Origin of the sequence: Floridaenema flaviceps BLCC-F50 (assembly GCF_041929275.2) — a bacterium.
GTDB lineage: Bacteria > Cyanobacteriota > Cyanobacteriia > Cyanobacteriales > Aerosakkonemataceae > Floridanema > Floridanema flaviceps.
Genome location: NZ_JBHFNR020000001.1, coordinates 1046630 through 1063407, shown reverse-complemented (window position 1 = coordinate 1063407; position 16778 = coordinate 1046630). Strand labels below are relative to the sequence as shown.

Sequence of the window (16778 nt, the reverse complement as noted above, 5' to 3'; positions counted from 1 at the left end):
GAATTGAAAGAGTTACCGAAAAGAGGAAAAAATGACAACGGTTAAATTTAACGTTCCCTTTGAATCATTGATTGAAGCTATTACATCGTTAGATTTGGAAAAAAAACGGGAACTTTTGGAAATTTTAGAGGATTTGGTGTTTGAATCAGAAGAATCACTAGAGGAAGAACCACAAGTTCTGGCAGAGATTGAAGAAGCTAGGAAAGCATACCAAGTAGGAGACTATCAAACTATTCAGGAATACATTGCTAGTCAGTCTGGGAAAACTTCATCTGTTATGTAGCTTAAATTCGATGAACCAAATGATCCAAACTTCATCCCAAACAATCGTTTTAGAAGAGTTTCTTAAATTACCCGAAACAAAACCCGCTAGTGAATATATTGACGGTAAAATTATTCAAAAACCAATGCCGAAAACTCGCCACTCGCGACTTCAAGGTAAATTGATTGACACCATTAATCAAGTGACTGAAGAAGCGAGAATTGCTTATGCTTTTCCTGAGTTGCGTTGTACTTTTGGAGGGCGTTCAATTGTTCCTGATATAGCAATTTTACGTTGGGAAAACATCGAGGTTGATGAAAATGGAGAACCATTAGATGATGTATTAATTCCGCCAAACTGGACGATTGAAATTCTCTCGCCTGAACAAAGTTCTAATCGGGTGACGGGAAATATTCTGCATTGTTTAAAGTATGGTTGTGAATTAGGATGGTTACTCGATCCAGATGATTACTCAATTCTCATCTTCCAACCGGAAAAACAACCAGAGTTACGCCAAGGAAAAGATGAATTAATTATATTAGAGGGGATTACATTAAATTTAACAGTAGAACAAATATTTGGCTGGTTAAAAATGAGAGAGTAATCAGCAAACTGCATTACTATAACGAAACGAGAATTAGCAACTTTCAGAGGTTATAATGTGAAAATTCCCGCCGATGCAGAAATACCAGACAGTAAACTAACTCGCTATTTGTTGGTATACAAAGCAAGAAACGATAAATCAAAATTTTTAGCCCAAGCTGGGTTTAAAGAACAAAATCCAGAAGTATTGCGGGAAGCTATTCGATTACTAATTGAGTCAAATGAGGCTGTAGAAGATGGAACAAATGAGTATGGTATTTTCTATCGTGTTGCAGGAGAACTTATCGGTATTGATGGAGCAAGTTTATCAGTTATTACAATTTGGTTACAGCGAAAAAGTGACGGCAAATTTCAGTTTGTGACACTCAAACCTTTTAAGGAGTCTCGTTATGAAAATTGAGCTTTATCAAGAAGTTTTTCTAACTCGTGATTTACCAGAACATCAGCTAAAAATAGGTGACATTGCGACTTTGGTTGATTTCGTTCCCCACCCCACAGGGGGGGAGGAGGGTTGTTTATTGGAGGTATTTAATGCCGTAGGTGAATCTATTGCGGTAGTTGCTGTGCCAGTATCTTCGGTTGCAGCTTTAAGTGCTGATGAGATTTTAACTGTACGTTCTTTGACGAAAATCAGTTAATTAATCGCCTTTTTGACAGTTAAACTTTTGTAATTTTCGAGGTAACAAACAATGGGAAAACCAACAGGATTTATCGAATTTCTTCGGGAAGTAGCATCGGAAGTTGAACCGCTCGATCGCATTCGCAACTGGGACGAGTTTCACTTGCCAATGGCAGAGGAAAAACTCCGCACCCAAGGCGCAAGATGTATGGACTGCGGTGTGCCATTTTGCCACACGGGAACTGTAATTAGTGGAATGGCAAGCGGTTGTCCAATTAATAATTTGATTCCAGAATGGAATGATTTAGTTTATCGCGGACTTTGGCGCGAAGCACTCGATCGCCTCCACAAAACCAATAACTTCCCTGAGTTTACCGGAAGAGTTTGTCCGGCACCCTGCGAAGGCGCTTGTGTTTTGGGCATTCACAACCCACCAGTTACGATTAAAAATATTGAATATTCGATCGCCGAAAAAGGCTGGGATGAAGGTCGGATCGTCGCAGATCCACCTACTAAGCGTACCGGGAAAAAAGTTGCGATCGTGGGATCAGGCCCAGCCGGACTTTCCGCTGCTGCTCAACTTAACAAAGCGGGACATTGGGTGACTGTGTTTGAAAGGGCCGATCGTCCAGGCGGACTGCTTATGTACGGAATTCCTAACATGAAATTGGACAAAGAACAAGTTGTCCTCCGCCGTCTGAAAGTCTTGGAAGATGAAGGCGTGAAGTTTGTCTGCAACACCGAAGTTGGCAAAGATATTACCTCTGAGCAATTGCTGAAAGAATTCGACTCGGTAATACTTTGTACAGGAGCGACTAAACCTAGAGATCTCCCCATTGAAGGGCGCGAGTTGAAAGGCATTTACTTCGCAATGGACTTCCTCACCGCCAATACCAAGGCAATTTTAGACAAAAGTCAAAATGGCGGCTTCATCACTGCGGAAGGTAAAGATGTGGTAATCATCGGTGGTGGTGATACCGGAACTGACTGCGTAGGTACTTCTATTCGTCACGGCTGCAACAGTCTCGTTCAAGTGGAAATTTTGCCTAAGCCACCTTCAGAACGTGCAGCTGACAACCCTTGGCCCGAATGGCCGAAAGTTTACAAAATGGACTACGGTCAAGAGGAAGCAGCGGCGAAATTTGGTGATGATCCCCGTGTTTATACTACTACGGCGACCAAGTTTGAAGGTGACGAAAATGGCAATGTGAAAGCCGTTCACACAGTTCAGGTGCAATGGGAGAAAAACGAAAAAGGTCAGTTTATTCCCAAACATATTCCTGGTACAGAAAAAGTTATTCCCGCCCAACTCGTTCTGCTAGCAATGGGCTTTTTGGGGCCAGAACAACCGCTGCTTGATGCCCTTGGTCTAGAACGCGACGCACGCAGCAATGTTAAAGCTGACTACGGTAAATATAACACCAGTATTCCCGGTGTTTTTGCCGCTGGTGACTGTCGTCGCGGTCAAAACCTCGTCGTTTGGGCATTTAACGAAGGTCGAGGTGTCGCCCGTGAGTGCGACCTTTACTTAATGGGAAGTACTGATTTGCCATAGTTTGATGCCAAAGGAGGTAGAACCTCCCTTCTCTCGTTCCCTGGTTGAACCTGGGAACGAGAAAATTCCCCTTGTCCCCTTGTCCCCTTGTCCCCTTGTCCCCTTGTCCCCTTGTCCCCTTGTCCCCTACCTAAGCTGTTCTTAATGCCTGATCCACGTCTTCTAATGCGCCTAATTTGTCACCGATCGCAAATCGAGCTAATCCCCGGTTAATGTAAGCTGAATTTAATGTTGGATCGAGTTTTAAAGCTTTGTTGAAATCTTCAATTGCTTGGCGAGAATCACCTAATCTGTAATAGACAAATCCCCGATTATTATAAGTTTTCGCATCATTCGGGTTAAGTTCTAAAGCTTGGTTAAAATCTTTAATTGCTCCTTGTTTATCTCCCAAATCAGAACGAGCTAAACCACGACTAACATAAGCTTCAGCTAAATTCGGATTTTGCTTTAAGGCTTGATTAAAATCTTCTAGCGCTTTTTGAATATTTCCTTGCACGCGAAAAGCTAGTCCCCGATTATTGTAAGCTGCTGCATAGTCAGGTTTCCAATGAATTGCTTGGTTAAAGTCAGCAATTGCTTTCGGGAAATCTCCTTGATAATAATATGCTAAACCGCGATTATAGTAAGCATTTGCTTTTTGGGGATTGATTTTGATCGCTTGAGTATAGTTTTCAATTGCTGCTTGGTAATCTCCCTGCAAAGTGCAAATATTCCCGCGATTATTGTAAGCTTCTGCATCAGTAAAATTAATATCTAAAGATTTATTATAATCAGCAATTGCTCCCGATTGATCGCCATTTTTATGCTGAACTAAAGCTCGATTATAGTAAAGTGTGGCTAAATCAGGAGCCAAGTTTATAGCCTTTTGTAAATCTGCCATTGCACCTGCACGATCGCCTAATTGCAGACGCACATTGCCCCGATTATTATAAGCTTCTACAAAGAAAGGATCTAGTTCTATTGCTTGGTCAAAATCTGCGATCGCTCCCAGGAAATCACCCACATAACAACGCGCCATTGCCCGATTATTATAAGCTTCTGATGCCTGGGGATCGATGCTTAAAGCTCGATCGTAATCTGCAATTGCCGCTGCAATTTCTCCTAAGTAAACTTGAGATAAACCGCGACTAATATAAGCAATAGTTAATTGCGGATTTAAGTTGATTGCTTGGCTAAAATCTGCGATCGCTTCCTCTGGCGCTTCTAAATCAAAATAAACCAAACCCCTGCTTAAGTAACCATTGGTAAAATCAGGTTTAAGTTGCAAAGCATAATTAAAATCAATTAAGGCTGTTTTATACTCTCCCAAGTAATAGTAAGCTTGACCTCGATTATAATAAGCAGCGTAGTTGGATTCCAGCTTAATCGCCTGATTAAATTTCTCGATCGCTGCTGCATAATCCCCTTGTTTCACGTTGTCGATGCCTAGATTTAATATGTTTTGCAAACTCATAGCCTCACCACTGGATCTACTAAATTTTTGGGTAACACACTTTAGGTAATTTCCGCTTTCTTACCTGGGGAATCACATTCATCAAGTTAGCAAGCTGAAGCTATTAAATCAAAGTAACTTTCCCGGAAGTTCCATCTACCCATTAAGTATCCTGCTGGAGATTTGGCGATTAGTTCCGCACACAACAGTTTTACTCAACTCGCTTCATCAGTGTTAACTTATTCTTGTTTATACAGCGAATATTCCCAAAAATTTCGGTTGACAGGATATACTTCACTCAATCTTTACGACTTCCCTCAGCAAATTTACGGTAACTTTACACTGATCCCGAAACAAAACTGAGACAAATATTAAAAAATTCAGGAGTTTTCCACTGCTAAACTCCTGAACTGGTAAAACCATAAATTTCTCTGTTCAAGTATTTAAGGTACTTTCAGAAGAAGTATCAGCTATAAAACTATAGATTTTTTGGGTTTCCAAATTGTTACAGATCGAGGAAGGTAACTGACTCAGGGAGAAGCTTTGACGATTGAGATTTACCTGCAAACTAGTCAGGGGATCGCCACCTGAAGAAACCAAAAAATCTAGACGTTGTAAATCAGGCCAAGAAGCTATACTATCAAGAATTTTGGCGATCGCTTCCAGGTAAGGATGACTTGGTTGTTGATACCAGTCGGGTGCTGCTAATAATGGTTGATCGAAACCCAAGTGAACAGTTAGTAAAGGTTGACCGAAAAGGGCGATCGTTACAGGTCTAGCTTCTTCCTGTAACAATAAATCATGAACGCTGACCATCTGACGCAATTTTTCCAACCGTTCATAACGTTCTTCAATTGAAGACTCACCCCGCAATTGAATTGCTACTGTTACTAAATAGGTTTGCAGGAGCAGATGACCTAGCTTTTCCGCTTTCGTAGCTAGATAGGTTGTATTATAAGTATTCGCTTCAATTAATAAAGGTACTCTTTCCACCATTTCTAAACCGTAACCTTTCAACCCGGCAATTTTGCGCGGATTATTAGTAATTAAGCGAATTTTTTTCACACCCAAATCATTGAGAATTTGCGCCCCAACCCCATAATTTCGCAAGTCAGCAGGGAAACCCAATCTTTCGTTTGCTTCCACAGTATCTAAGCCTAAATCTTGTAAAGAATAGGCTTTTAACTTGTTAATTAAACCTATTCCTCTGCCTTCTTGACGCAGATAAACTACCACGCCGCTACCAGCATTTTCAATCATTTTTAAAGCTGCTTGTAGCTGCATTCGACAATCACAACGCAGTGAACCTAAAGCATCACCAGTCAAACATTCCGAGTGCATCCGCACCATTACACTTTGTTCAGCGAATTGGCTGGGATCGCCTTTAACAATGGCGACGTGCTCGGAATTGTCTAAAACATTGCGGTAGGCGTAAATTTGAAAATTACCAAATTCTGTGGGTAATTTAGTGACCGTTTCTCGACAAATAAAGCGATCGTGCTGTAATCGATAACTAATTAGATCGGCGATCGAAATAATCTTGAGATTGTGCTTTTTCGAGTATTCAATCAACTCCGGCAATCTCGCCATTGAACCATCAGGGTTTTGAATTTCGCAAATTACCCCCGCTGGATAAAGTCCGCCCAATCTAGCTAAATCTACCGCTGCTTCCGTATGACCAGCCCGTTTGAGTACGCCACCAACTCTCGCCCGGATCGGGAAAATATGACCGGGGCGACGTAAATCTTTGGCTTGAGTAGCTGGATTAATAGCTACTTGAATAGTGCGAGCGCGATCGTCGGCACTAATCCCAGTAGTAACACCTAAATGAGAGCCAGCATCAATACTCACAGTAAAAGCAGTTTGGTTATTGTCAGTATTTTTGCTGACCATCAATGGCAAGTCCAGTTCATCCAAACGTTCTCCCGTCATTGCCAAACAAATTAACCCTCTGGCATTCACTGCCATAAAATTAATTAAGTCGGGCGTGGCAAACTGCGCCGCACAAATTAAATCACCTTCATTTTCTCGGTTTTCGTCATCTACTACCACCACCGCTCTGCCTGCTTTAATCTCTGCTAAAGCGGTGTCAATAGAGTCAAAATTAAAAGGTTGGATAGGAGTTTCTGGCACTAATATCGTAAAATTTCGTAAAGTTTTCCTCTTTAATTTTACCCCGTTCCTTTGTTTAAAATATCAGGCAGTTCCAGAGGCTCTTTTGGGATCGGGGGTTCTTTTGGGTTCTTTTGGGTTCTTTTGGACTCCAAGAGCAAAATCTAAAATCTAAAATCTAAAATCTAAAATCGGTTGGTTCTACCAAACAGGGGTTTTAGTACTACAATGCAGCAAAAGTTATAGCTGATTTAAACTAAAAACGCACAAAGGTCAAGGATCATGGGTAATATGGGGCGTGTGCCCGTTGGTATTGTCGGCGCATCAGGTTATGGTGGTGTGCAATTAGTGAGGCTCCTTAAGGAGCATCCAGGGGTAGAAATAGTTTACCTTGGCGGTGAAAGTAGCGCTGGGAAACCTTTTTCCGATTTATACCCACATTTGGGTCCGTTTGTGGATTTGAAAATTGAAGCGATCGACTTAGAAGAAATAGCGGCTCGTTGTCAGGTAGTTTTTCTTTCCTTGCCCAATGGTTTAGCTTATCAAATGGCACCAACCTTATTGGCAAGAGGATGCAAAGTACTCGATCTTTCGGCAGATTACCGCTTTTTTGATGTTAGTACTTATACATCTTGGTATGGTGGCGATCGCCAAGATCAAGAAATCGTCTCGAAAACAGTTTATGGCTTACCAGAACTGTATCGCGATCGCATCGCCTCTGCCCAACTAATCGGCTGTCCCGGTTGCTATCCTACAGCTAGTCTCCTAGCACTAGCACCCCTGCTCAAACAAGGGTTAATTTTGCCAGAAACCGCTATTATTGATGCTAAATCAGGGACTTCCGGTGGTGGGAGACAAGCAAAAGTTAATATGTTGTTAGCTGAAGCAGATAGTTCTCTAGGTGCTTATGGAGTTGCCCGTCACCGCCATACACCCGAAATTGAGCAAATTTGCAGCGATTTAGCCGGAAGCGAAGTTACAGTCCAATTTACACCCCACCTAATCCCAATGGTGCGGGGCATCCTAGCCACAGTGTACGCCACCATGCGCGATCCGGGGTTACAACACAAAGATTTAATCACCATTTACAATGCCTTTTACCGCAATGCCCCTTGGGTGAAAGTTTTACCCAGTGGCACTTATCCCCAAACTAAATGGGCTTGTGGCACTAATCTTTGTTATATCGGTTTAGAAGTCGATTCCCGCACCGGGCGGGTAATTGTCCTGTCTGCGATCGATAATTTAATGAAAGGTCAAGCCGGACAAGCCGTTCAGTGCTTAAATCTCATGATGGGTTGGGAAGAAACTTTGGGCTTACCCCAATTATCTTTCTATCCCTAGAGGAGATGGGGAGATGGGGAGATGGGGGGATGGGGGAATGGGGGGAAATAATCCAACTACCTCTTCTACTCTCCCTACCCCCCCACCTCCCCACTCCCCCACTTCTTCTTCCCAGTCCCCAATCCCTATATTGGCCCAAAACCCACTACACCCGCGTAAACTGCTTGGCTGCCTAACTCTTCTTCAATTCGCAATAATCGATTATATTTAGCAACTCGTTCGCTGCGACAAAGGGAACCTGTTTTGATTTGTCCGGCTCTGGTGGCTACTGCTAAATCTGCGATCGTAGTATCTTCAGTTTCTCCTGAACGATGGCTAATTATTGAACGATAACCATAACGATTTGCTAAATCAATGGTTTCCAAAGTTTCAGTCAAAGAACCTATTTGATTTAATTTAATCAAAATGGCATTACCAGCTTTTGCCCCAATCCCTTTTTTTAACCGACTTGAGTTAGTCACAAATAAATCATCACCCACTAATTGCACTTTTGACCCTAATTTTTGGGTTAATAAAGTCCAATTAGGCCAATCTTCTTCATGTAACCCATCCTCAATAGAAACGATCGGATATTGCGCCACCATTTGTGATAAATAATCAATTAATTCGGAAGCAGAATGGGCAGCACCATCATAAACATACTTACCATCTTTGTAAAATTCACTAGCTGCTACATCCAAGGCTAAAGCTACCTCTTCACCAGGTTTATAACCAGCTTTCTCAATAGCTGCAACCAGTAATTCTAAAGCCTCTACATTTGATTTTAAATTAGGAGCAAAACCGCCTTCATCACCTACTCCAGTTAGCAAACCTTCATCTTGCAAAACTGTACTTAAAGCAGCGAATACTTCCGCACCCCAACGTAATGCTTCCCGAAAGGAATCTGCACCAATGGGGACAATCATAAACTCTTGAAAATCTACATTATTAGCAGCATGAGCACCACCATTAATTACATTCATTAACGGCACTGGTAGCAAATTAGCTAAAGGGCCACCTAAATAACGATACAAAGGTAAGGTTAATGCCGCAGCGCTCGCCTTTGCCACTGCTAAAGAAACTGCTAAAATTGCATTGGCTCCCAAGTTAGATTTATTTGGGGAATCGTCTAATTCGAGCATGGTGCGATCGATAAACTCTTGATTAACCGCATCTAAACCAAATAATTTCGGAGCTATTTTCTCTTTGACATTCTCTACAGCTGTGAGAACTCCTTTGCCACCGTAACGGCTTTTATCCCCATCTCGCAATTCATGAGCTTCAAAAGTACCAGTAGAAGCACCACTGGGAACTTGCGCCAATCCCATAATCCCATTAGCTAGGTAAACTTCCGCTTCAATTGTGGGTTTTCCCCGTGAATCTAAGATTTCTCGCGCTTGGATAAAATCAATAGCAGTATCTAGTGTGTTAGTCATGATTTCTTTACCTTAAATAGCAGCGCCACACAAGACGCAACTCTACAGTAAGCCTAAATTGAAACAAAATCGTCTGCTCGTTTAGCATACTTTGAATCAGGTTGCTCAAAGAAAAATTTTCACAGTTGGTAGTGAAATTATTACTTTCCCTTTCCCACTACCCACTACCAATTACCCATTACCCAACACCACAACATCTATAGAATGGAAAGCAATTGTGGAATTTGGAGTTAATCATGCGACTGCTACACACGATGTTGCGCGTTGGCAATTTGGAAGAATCGCTAAAATTCTACACCGAGATTCTGGGTATGAAATTGTTGAGGCAGAAAGATTATCCAGATGGTAAGTTTACTTTGGCTTTTGTCGGTTATGGTGATGAGTCCGATCATACGGTTTTGGAATTAACTTATAACTGGGGTGTTGAGCAGTACAATTTGGGGGATGCTTACGGTCATATTGCGATCGGAGTCGATGACATCTACGCTACTTGTAACCAAATTAAAGCTCAAGGTGGCAAAGTAGTCCGCGAACCCGGCCCAATGAAACATGGTTCCACCGTTATTGCTTTTGTGCAAGACCCTGATGGCTACAAAGTCGAGCTAATTCAATTGGGTACCCAAGGAACTGCCACCGAGAAGCAACAAGCTCAACCCGAAATGGTTGCTCAGTAGGGAACTCTCGGAGCAGGGGAGCAGGGGAGCAGGGGAGCAGGGGAGCAGGGGAGCAGGGGAGCAGGGGAGCAGGGGAGCAGGGGAGCAGGGGAGCAGGGGAGCAGGGGAGCAGGGGAGCAGGGGAGCAGGGGAGCAGGGGAGCAGGGGAGCAGGGGAGAATTTAAAACTTAAAACTCTGCAACTGTTCCTAACTCAAAACTCTCTCACTCAAAACTCAAAACTCTCTCACTCAAAACTCAAAACTTTCCCCAAACGTGCTATTCTAATAACAGACCTGGACCTATGCGATTACAACGCTCAAATCTTGTCAGGACCGGAAGGTAGCAGCAATACGAGATGCTTGTGATAGGCGTAGACTCCGGGTCGCCCTTTTTTGAGAAGATTCTATTAAGTTATGGCTGGTTTAGGAGATCTGGTTAAGAAAGCGTTTTACCTGGGAGTTGGGGTAGCTGCTTCTGCCGCTCAGTCAGCAAGTGGAAAATTAGCAGAATTAAGAGAACAAGCACAGAAGTTGGCAGATGAAATGGTAGCGAAGGGCGAAATTACCACAGAAGAAGCCAAACGCTTAGTAGACGAAATGGTGAACCGCGCCCAACAACAGCAACCAATTAATCCTGGTAATAGTGGTAATAATAATCGTTCGGAACCGCGCCCCATTGAAATTTCCTCAGATGAAGATTTACCTGTGAAGGCAGAGGGGCAAAATGTGGATACTTTGCGAGAACAAGTTATGAAGTTACAAGAAGAGTTGCGTCGCCTGAAGCAAGAATAATTCGGCTACGAACCATTGGCTTTTCGGACAAACTAACAGAAGTATTTGTTGCCTGTTCTCTGTTAAGAGTTACTTTACCTCAGCAAAATGTGTCGATCGGCGATCGCATAGCCAATAAATTAGAATAATTGTGTATCATTGAGTTTAAATTATCAACTTTCTCAGCTGGCGACAAAAATAAATTTTGAGAGCAAGCTCAACATAAGAACTATGGAAGATTGGCAGAAAAATTGGTTTGCTATGTTAGAAACAGTGGTAGATGAAGTAGAAAAATTTCTTGATGAAGTTCTGGACGATGTTTCCCAAGCTGTCGCAGAAGCATCGGACGCTTTTGTAGAAGCTTTTGATGCGTTCGCTAAAAATCCAGAAGAATTCGTTCATCAATTACAAGGTAATATGAGTGTTGAGTTTGAGCAGTTTTTCACTGATATATTTGAACCTATAGAATTTGATGAGATTCATTTTGAAAGTGATTGGCCGATAACTGATTGGGTAGAACCTTCAGCAGATTTTCATCCGGCTTGTATTGGTTGTCGTCATTTTCATGGTCAAATGTATAGCGGTAATCTTTTAGTTTGTGGGATGCACCCTTACGGTTGTGAAGGGGAAACTTGCCCGGATTGGGAAGAGGATGAAAGAGGTTTTTAAGCAGTAATTTATTTATGACAACGCAATCTTTTAATCAGTCTAATTCTGAATTAGAACAAACTTCAGAAATGAAGTACGGCGAACGTTTGATTACTGAAGGCGAGTTAATTACTTTCCCTAATCCGCGCATCGGCAGACGCTACGATGTTAATATTAGTTTGCCTGAGTTTACTTGTAAGTGTCCGTTTTCTGGCTACCCGGATTTTGCCACAATTTACCTTTCATATATCCCTAATGAAAAAGTTGTGGAGTTGAAATCTCTGAAGCTTTATATTAACAGTTTTCGCGATCGCTACATTTCCCACGAAGAATCGATAAATCAAATTTTGGATGATTTTGTCGCCGCTTGCGACCCTTTAGAAGTTACTGTTAAAGGAGATTTTGCACCACGCGGAAATGTGCATACAGTAATTGAGGTACGCCATCAGCGTCATGCCTAAGTTTGGGCAAAAATCAGTATGTTTACGCTTTGCCTTTTCAGTGCCGTTGCTTAAAATTTCTTTATAATTATGTAAGAGATTAGGCGGCATTAATTTTTATATGAATTCATTATCAGTAGCTTCAGGCTTAAGCAAACTGGAGCGTAATATAATGCTTGTTCACCAAAAACAAGCTACAGGAGAGTTGATTATCAATAATAACTCAACTCAATACCGATTGTGCTTTTTTCTTGGACAACTGCTTTATGCAATTAAAGAAACTCACCGAATTCGGCGTTGGCAAAGAGGCTTAAAACGCTATTGTCCAAATTGGGTAATAGACAATTCTCAACCAATTAACAGTGAAATTTGGGAATGTGAACTACTTCATCAAGGGATGATTGAAGGTCGTTTAAATGCGGCTCAGGTAAAAGCACTAGTACGTGAGATTACCCAAGAAGTTTTATTTTCCCTAAACCCTTACGTATGTTCAAAGTACCAATGGCGTACTTGTAAATATGCCAAATCAGAAAGTACTTTTTATCTTACCCTTTGTCCTTTAGAAATTAAACAAATTCTTAAGAATTGCCAAAATCTTTGGCAACAATGGCAAGAGATGGGTTTAGCTTACATCAATCCTGAATTTGCACCTGTTGTCAAACAGTCTCCATCTGTATTAACAAAGTGTTCGGCAGATACTTTTCTCAATCTAACTGCTTTATTCAATGGTCATTACACGCTATGGGATATTGCTTTTAAAATGAAACAACCTTTGCTGAGAGTGGGTCGTTTGTTACATTACTTTTATCAGCAAGGATTGTTGGAATTACAAACAGTATCAGATTTACCTATTCCCTATAAATGTAATTTACAAATTAAGGGTGATAGTCATGGCAAAAAGCCACCTATAATTGTTTGTGTCGATGACTCTCCTTTGGTAGGAAAGTATTTAAAGGAAGTTCTTACTCCGGCTGGATATCAAGTATTTTACATTCAAGACCCTGTAGGAGGGATTGCCACTTTAACTAAGTGTAAGCCAGATTTAATTTTCTTGGATTTAGTAATGCCAAATACAGATGGTTATAACTTATGTAGATTTTTAAGGAAAATTTCGACTTTTCGCAAAACTCCTATAATTATGCTGACTGCTTGGGATGGTTGGATGAATCGAGCCAGAGCAAAGCTTGTAGGTGCAGATGATTTCTTAGCCAAACCGTTTAAAACTGAGCAACTTAAAGAAATTATTGATAAATATATCTCTCCTTGAGGGCAGTAAATTACCATTTTTACTGAAAAAACCAGGTTTTGTCCTCACTTTTTCTAAGTATCTACCTTAATAATTTTATGTTTACCAGTAAATACTTTAGTTTTTAAATGTTAGTATATTTTTACTTAAATCACCTTATATTAGTTGCTAGATATTTAGCTCTTAAAATAAGTTGTAGGCACAACTGAGTGAATGCAGCATTGACACTCTCAGGTAAGCAAGACACTGAGATTCTTAAGAGATTTTGACTCTTAAAGGCTGTGCCAAACAGCCCCTAGACACTCGACTTAAAGCCTTGTGCTTACTTTTTTTCAAGATATTGGCTGCACCATTTACATCAGCGTTAACCAAAAAACCATGTCTAGTTTTGTACAAACCTCGCTTAACCCGCTTGCCAGAGAATTGATATTCCTTTGGACTGTCAGCGTTGTAAACAGGCAACTCATCACCATCAAGAAAGCTTGCTTTAGAAGTATAAGACTCCTCTTGTTCGAGGTAAGCAATCCCATATCTTTCGCACAAAGCTTGCAACTTGAATTTAAAATTAGCGTGGGGAATTTGGACAAAGTTTTGGTTATGGCGACAACCGATGTTAATGTCTTGTTTTATCCCAAGATTAAAGCCAACAACAATTTTACCAATCTGATTTTTGATGCAGTGATTAATAATATACCTCGCTGCTTTATTCAGATAATCCCTAACTTTGTTGTTTCGGTTTTTGGTCAGTCTGGCTTGACGTTCAGTAACTCCCTTAATATAAAGCAAATCCTTAATGGACTGCAATCTAGCATTTTCCTTGTTGTACCATTGGTTAATAGATTTAAGCGGTTTACCATCCACAAGAAAGGATGCCCCATTGGTATCAACACAAGCTGCCAGATTGTTAACTCCCAAATCTATAGCCAACACAGAATCGGAGTTAGTGGTAACTGGAGTTACGTCAACTTCGGTAATAAATTCGACTTCAAAAAACCTAGCTTTATAACGTGGGTGAATCCTAACCTCCTTCAAATCATCAAGGTTTATTCTGTCTGGGAAAGGTATCCAAACTTCGCCAAATTGTTGACGAAATTGGTTGGACATTGGGACTCGGAATTTCCGATTCTTTACCTTGACTCTGGGCATTATCAAGGTGAAATACCCATCTTTAGGGAGATAGTGAGGAAGCTTAACCCTTTGCTGATAACTTCCTTCTTTCACGGCAATAATCAAGCCGTAAAAACTGCGAAATACTCGCTCAACTACCTTCAAGGTTTGCTGGGCTATATCGGTGTTCAGTTGTTTATAGTTTTCATTGCTTTTGCAGTAGTGATAATTGGATTCATATCGGAGGTGCTTTTTCTCTTGAAAGTAATACTGTCTGACTGTGTAAAGACCTACATTGTAAAGGTTCTTGCTCAACCTACAGAGTTCTTGCAAGGCAAGAAATTCCTTACTTGTCAAACCTCGTACTTGGTTTTTCTGGGTCAGATACATAAAACTTTCGCTGATAACTCTAGTATTATAGCGAAAGCTTGGGATAAAAGTCAAATATTCACGGTGGTTAAAACCACTCGTGTCGTTTTTCCTCTGGGTCTTAAAGGGACTGAGTTTCCAAACTACCGGATTATTTTATGAATAACGTAGAGATTTTGGCACAGGTTCAACGCGATTGGCAAAAAAGGCAACCTCATATCGATCCTTGGTCAATGGTAACTGTTTTAGCCATTCGCCGTACCGCCTTGGAAGAGGAAAAACTCACGGAAAAACTCTTCACTAAATATGATTTGAATGCTGCTACATTCGGATTACTAGCTACCCTGCGGTGTTCTGCGCCACCCGAAGGGATGACTTTAACCCAACTTGCTCAATTTGTGTTAGTAACTCCGGCTTCAATTACTAATCGAGTCGATCGCTTGGAAGAAAGGGGTTTTGTAAAACGCCAAGCTGTACCAGGAGATAGACGACGCTGGTTAGTGCAACTAACGCCGACAGGACAAGAATTAATTGATGAAATTATTCCCAAGTACCTGGAAAACGAACGTCAGTTGCTTTCAGTTTTGGATGACAAAGAACAGCAGCAATTATATTTTTTATTACTGAAGTTATTATCAAGTTTTGCCGCTTCTAATTCTGACTAAACCAGAGTTTGGGCTGTGCTTACTTGGGGAGAAGAGGTTTTTAATTGCTGCAAAACTTCAATAATTTCTCTCTCAAAAGCGACTTGGGCGCGATTGGTTCTGCCGCCAATATACAGCTTGCCATCTTTCTCTAAAGCCCAAATTTGGGAGTGAGAAATATAACTCATGATTACACCTAACATTAGCAAACCAAAGCCAGCGTAAACTATGGGAATACCTGGATCTGCTTTAATTTGTAATCCGGTACTACCGATAACTTCTAAAATTTTTAGTTTGACTCCATTGACTTCCGCAGTCATTCCAGTGCGGACGGTTGATATTAGTTTGCCAGTGGTATCATAAATGAATAAAGTCCCCTGCAAATCTTTAGTAATTAGGGAAACGCCTTCACTTAGATCGGGTTTTGTGGGAATCCAAGTTCCCCAAACTCTGCCTTTACCATTGGTGTCTAGTTGCGCCATTGGTAGTTGGAAAATTGGGCTGTTGTTAAACTGAAATTTAACTGCGGAAATTCCCCAATCTGTTTGATAGAAAGTTACGCCTTGATGACGCAGAGGTTTGTTGACGTAAATGGTTTGGCGATCGACTTCTTTACCTTGTTTATCTACAACTGATAAGTCAGAATAAAATTGGTCAATTCGGCCTTCTGGCGTATAATCAATCCAAAAACGGTTAACTTTGACTCCCCAATCTTTAGGAACTTGCGCTGCTGCTAATGGCCCAGCATCTACTATATTTTTAACCTGAAAAGTTTGTCCACTGGGAATCATTTCTTGGGCAACAAATCCGGTGATTCCGCCCCAAATTGACCCAGCTAAAATTATCAGCATACTAGCATGAACAACGATCGGTCCGATACGTCCAGCTATACCTTTTCGTGCATATAAAGAATTGCCTTCTTGAAAAATGCGATAACTGCGTTTCTGTAATTCAGGTAGTAAAGAATTAAAAGAACTTGATTCTAATTCGGCACTCAAAGCTAATTTTTCAAATTGCCGAGGTTGCTCATAAAATTTCCAATTTCTAGCTGCTTTTAAGGCGGGAAATTGGCGAGTAAATGTACAAGCGGTAAGACTAGAACCGAATAAAATTAATAGTGATAAAAACCACCAAGTTCGATATACATGATCTAAGCCGATAATTAGGATAACTTTCCAAGTCAGAAAACCAAATAAAGCTGGATGTTCGGGATAGTTAGCTTGATAAAATTGGACAGATTGACCTTGTTCGATTACTGTACCGCTGATGCTGAAAAGTGCGATCGCCAACAGCAGCAAAATCGCCAAACGCAAATCTGCCAACAAAGGTAATAACTCGCCCCGGAAAAACTTGTTAATTTTATTAAATGGAGATTCAGAATTAGTAACAGTCATTCGATTTTAAATTTTCGATTTTCAATTCACCTAACATAGCAGTCCTAACTAATTTGTGAAATCAACTTCTCTCAACTCCTTTTCTGCGTCCTGGAGCGCCTGGAGCGGTTCAAAAAATCAAACTTCACCCATCATCTAGAACTGCTGTATAAAATTATCGCACAAG

17 protein-coding genes and 1 other RNA gene are annotated in these 16778 nt (G+C 41.0%); 13 read left to right on the top strand and 5 right to left on the bottom strand.

Annotated features, from left to right (window positions below):
• Positions 1–31 precede the first annotated feature (31 nt).
• Genes ACE1CI_RS05175 through gltD form a run of 5 tightly spaced genes read left to right on the top strand, consistent with a single transcriptional unit; the run spans position 32 to position 3039 of the window.
• Positions 32–283, top strand: a complete 252-nt coding sequence (locus ACE1CI_RS05175) for a hypothetical protein (RefSeq protein ID WP_413263411.1) — start codon at positions 32–34, stop codon at positions 281–283.
• A 19-nt stretch (positions 284–302) separates the two neighbouring features.
• Positions 303–866, top strand: a complete 564-nt coding sequence (locus ACE1CI_RS05170) for a Uma2 family endonuclease (RefSeq protein WP_413263422.1) — start codon at positions 303–305, stop codon at positions 864–866.
• 57 nt (positions 867–923) lie between these two features.
• The gene (locus tag ACE1CI_RS05165; protein ID WP_413263412.1) at positions 924–1265 is read left to right on the top strand and encodes a DUF6883 domain-containing protein; all 342 of its coding nucleotides are present in this window, start codon (positions 924–926) and stop codon (positions 1263–1265) included.
• A complete protein-coding gene (locus tag ACE1CI_RS05160) occupies positions 1255–1503 on the top strand; it encodes a DUF4926 domain-containing protein (protein WP_413263413.1) in 249 nt (82 codons plus the stop codon). The genes ACE1CI_RS05165 and ACE1CI_RS05160 overlap by 11 nt, the downstream gene beginning before the upstream one ends.
• 51 nt (positions 1504–1554) lie before the next feature.
• Positions 1555–3039 (top strand): glutamate synthase small subunit, encoded by a 1485-nt coding sequence (gene gltD, locus ACE1CI_RS05155; RefSeq protein WP_496615250.1) that lies wholly within the window; start codon positions 1555–1557, stop codon positions 3037–3039.
• Positions 3040–3169: 130 nt separating this feature from the next.
• Here the strand turns inward: gltD and ACE1CI_RS05150 are convergent, their stop codons facing one another.
• Together ACE1CI_RS05150 and ribBA are read right to left on the bottom strand one after the other, a co-directional pair.
• Entirely contained in the window at positions 3170–4492 is a 1323-nt protein-coding gene (locus ACE1CI_RS05150; protein WP_413263415.1) for a tetratricopeptide repeat protein, read from the bottom strand.
• 414 nt (positions 4493–4906) lie between these two features.
• Entirely contained in the window at positions 4907–6604 is a 1698-nt protein-coding gene (ribBA, locus tag ACE1CI_RS05145; protein ID WP_413263416.1) for a bifunctional 3,4-dihydroxy-2-butanone-4-phosphate synthase/GTP cyclohydrolase II, read from the bottom strand.
• A gap of 261 nt (positions 6605–6865) precedes the next feature.
• Between ribBA and argC the strand changes: the two genes are divergently transcribed.
• A complete protein-coding gene (gene argC / locus ACE1CI_RS05140) occupies positions 6866–7924 on the top strand; it encodes an N-acetyl-gamma-glutamyl-phosphate reductase (protein WP_413263417.1) in 1059 nt (352 codons plus the stop codon).
• Between the two features lie 125 nt (positions 7925–8049).
• On the opposite strand, the gene eno is transcribed toward argC, so the two are convergent.
• Positions 8050–9339, bottom strand: coding sequence for a phosphopyruvate hydratase (eno, locus tag ACE1CI_RS05135; protein ID WP_413263418.1), 1290 nt, complete (start codon positions 9337–9339; stop codon positions 8050–8052).
• A 236-nt stretch (positions 9340–9575) separates the two neighbouring features.
• Here eno and gloA point away from each other — a divergent pair, with 236 nt between their 5' ends.
• From gloA to ACE1CI_RS05105, 6 genes are all read left to right on the top strand, one after another.
• Entirely contained in the window at positions 9576–10013 is a 438-nt protein-coding gene (gene gloA, locus ACE1CI_RS05130; RefSeq protein WP_496615249.1) for a lactoylglutathione lyase, read from the top strand.
• A gap of 271 nt (positions 10014–10284) precedes the next feature.
• Positions 10285–10381, top strand: an RNA gene (gene ffs / locus ACE1CI_RS05125) — signal recognition particle sRNA small type.
• A gap of 26 nt (positions 10382–10407) precedes the next feature.
• Complete coding sequence (locus ACE1CI_RS05120) at positions 10408–10785, top strand: phasin family protein (RefSeq protein WP_413262384.1); 378 nt, start codon at positions 10408–10410, stop codon at positions 10783–10785.
• Between the two features lie 210 nt (positions 10786–10995).
• Positions 10996–11433 carry a hypothetical protein gene (locus tag ACE1CI_RS05115; protein WP_413262385.1) on the top strand — a complete coding sequence of 146 codons (438 nt, stop codon included), beginning with the start codon at positions 10996–10998 and terminating at the stop codon, positions 11431–11433.
• Positions 11434–11447: 14 nt separating this feature from the next.
• On the top strand, positions 11448–11873 hold the full coding sequence (gene queF / locus ACE1CI_RS05110; RefSeq protein ID WP_413262386.1) for a preQ(1) synthase: 426 nt from the start codon (positions 11448–11450) through the stop codon (positions 11871–11873).
• A 151-nt stretch (positions 11874–12024) separates the two neighbouring features.
• Positions 12025–13119 (top strand): response regulator, encoded by a 1095-nt coding sequence (locus tag ACE1CI_RS05105; RefSeq protein WP_413262387.1) that lies wholly within the window; start codon positions 12025–12027, stop codon positions 13117–13119.
• Positions 13120–13353: 234 nt separating this feature from the next.
• On the opposite strand, the gene ACE1CI_RS05100 is transcribed toward ACE1CI_RS05105, so the two are convergent.
• Positions 13354–14595, bottom strand: a complete 1242-nt coding sequence (locus tag ACE1CI_RS05100) for an RNA-guided endonuclease InsQ/TnpB family protein (RefSeq protein WP_413262388.1) — start codon at positions 14593–14595, stop codon at positions 13354–13356.
• Positions 14596–14732: 137 nt separating this feature from the next.
• Between ACE1CI_RS05100 and ACE1CI_RS05095 the strand changes: the two genes are divergently transcribed.
• On the top strand, positions 14733–15239 hold the full coding sequence (locus ACE1CI_RS05095; RefSeq protein WP_413262389.1) for a MarR family winged helix-turn-helix transcriptional regulator: 507 nt from the start codon (positions 14733–14735) through the stop codon (positions 15237–15239).
• Here ACE1CI_RS05095 and ACE1CI_RS05090 read toward each other — a convergent pair.
• Entirely contained in the window at positions 15236–16612 is a 1377-nt protein-coding gene (locus ACE1CI_RS05090; RefSeq protein WP_413262390.1) for a cytochrome c biogenesis protein, read from the bottom strand. The genes ACE1CI_RS05095 and ACE1CI_RS05090 overlap by 4 nt on opposite strands.
• Between the last annotated feature and the right edge of the window lie 166 nt (positions 16613–16778).

What these genes read in the sequence shown, in the direction of transcription:
- ACE1CI_RS05175 (WP_413263411.1), top strand. Translation starts at nt 32, where the DNA reads ATGACAACGGTTAAATTTAACGTTCCCTTTGAATCATTGATTGAAGCT.
- ACE1CI_RS05170 (WP_413263422.1), top strand. Translation starts at nt 303, where the DNA reads ATGATCCAAACTTCATCCCAAACAATCGTTTTAGAAGAGTTTCTTAAA.
- ACE1CI_RS05160 (WP_413263413.1), top strand. Translation starts at nt 1,255, where the DNA reads ATGAAAATTGAGCTTTATCAAGAAGTTTTTCTAACTCGTGATTTACCA.
- gltD (WP_496615250.1), top strand. Translation starts at nt 1,555, where the DNA reads ATGGGAAAACCAACAGGATTTATCGAATTTCTTCGGGAAGTAGCATCG.
- ACE1CI_RS05150 (WP_413263415.1), bottom strand. Translation starts at nt 4,492, where the DNA reads ATGAGTTTGCAAAACATATTAAATCTAGGCATCGACAACGTGAAACAA.
- argC (WP_413263417.1), top strand. Translation starts at nt 6,866, where the DNA reads ATGGGTAATATGGGGCGTGTGCCCGTTGGTATTGTCGGCGCATCAGGT.
- eno (WP_413263418.1), bottom strand. Translation starts at nt 9,339, where the DNA reads ATGACTAACACACTAGATACTGCTATTGATTTTATCCAAGCGCGAGAA.
- gloA (WP_496615249.1), top strand. Translation starts at nt 9,576, where the DNA reads ATGCGACTGCTACACACGATGTTGCGCGTTGGCAATTTGGAAGAATCG.
- ACE1CI_RS05120 (WP_413262384.1), top strand. Translation starts at nt 10,408, where the DNA reads ATGGCTGGTTTAGGAGATCTGGTTAAGAAAGCGTTTTACCTGGGAGTT.
- ACE1CI_RS05115 (WP_413262385.1), top strand. Translation starts at nt 10,996, where the DNA reads ATGGAAGATTGGCAGAAAAATTGGTTTGCTATGTTAGAAACAGTGGTA.
- queF (WP_413262386.1), top strand. Translation starts at nt 11,448, where the DNA reads ATGACAACGCAATCTTTTAATCAGTCTAATTCTGAATTAGAACAAACT.
- ACE1CI_RS05105 (WP_413262387.1), top strand. Translation starts at nt 12,025, where the DNA reads ATGCTTGTTCACCAAAAACAAGCTACAGGAGAGTTGATTATCAATAAT.
- ACE1CI_RS05100 (WP_413262388.1), bottom strand. Translation starts at nt 14,595, where the DNA reads ATGTATCTGACCCAGAAAAACCAAGTACGAGGTTTGACAAGTAAGGAA.
- ACE1CI_RS05095 (WP_413262389.1), top strand. Translation starts at nt 14,733, where the DNA reads ATGAATAACGTAGAGATTTTGGCACAGGTTCAACGCGATTGGCAAAAA.
- ACE1CI_RS05090 (WP_413262390.1), bottom strand. Translation starts at nt 16,612, where the DNA reads ATGACTGTTACTAATTCTGAATCTCCATTTAATAAAATTAACAAGTTT.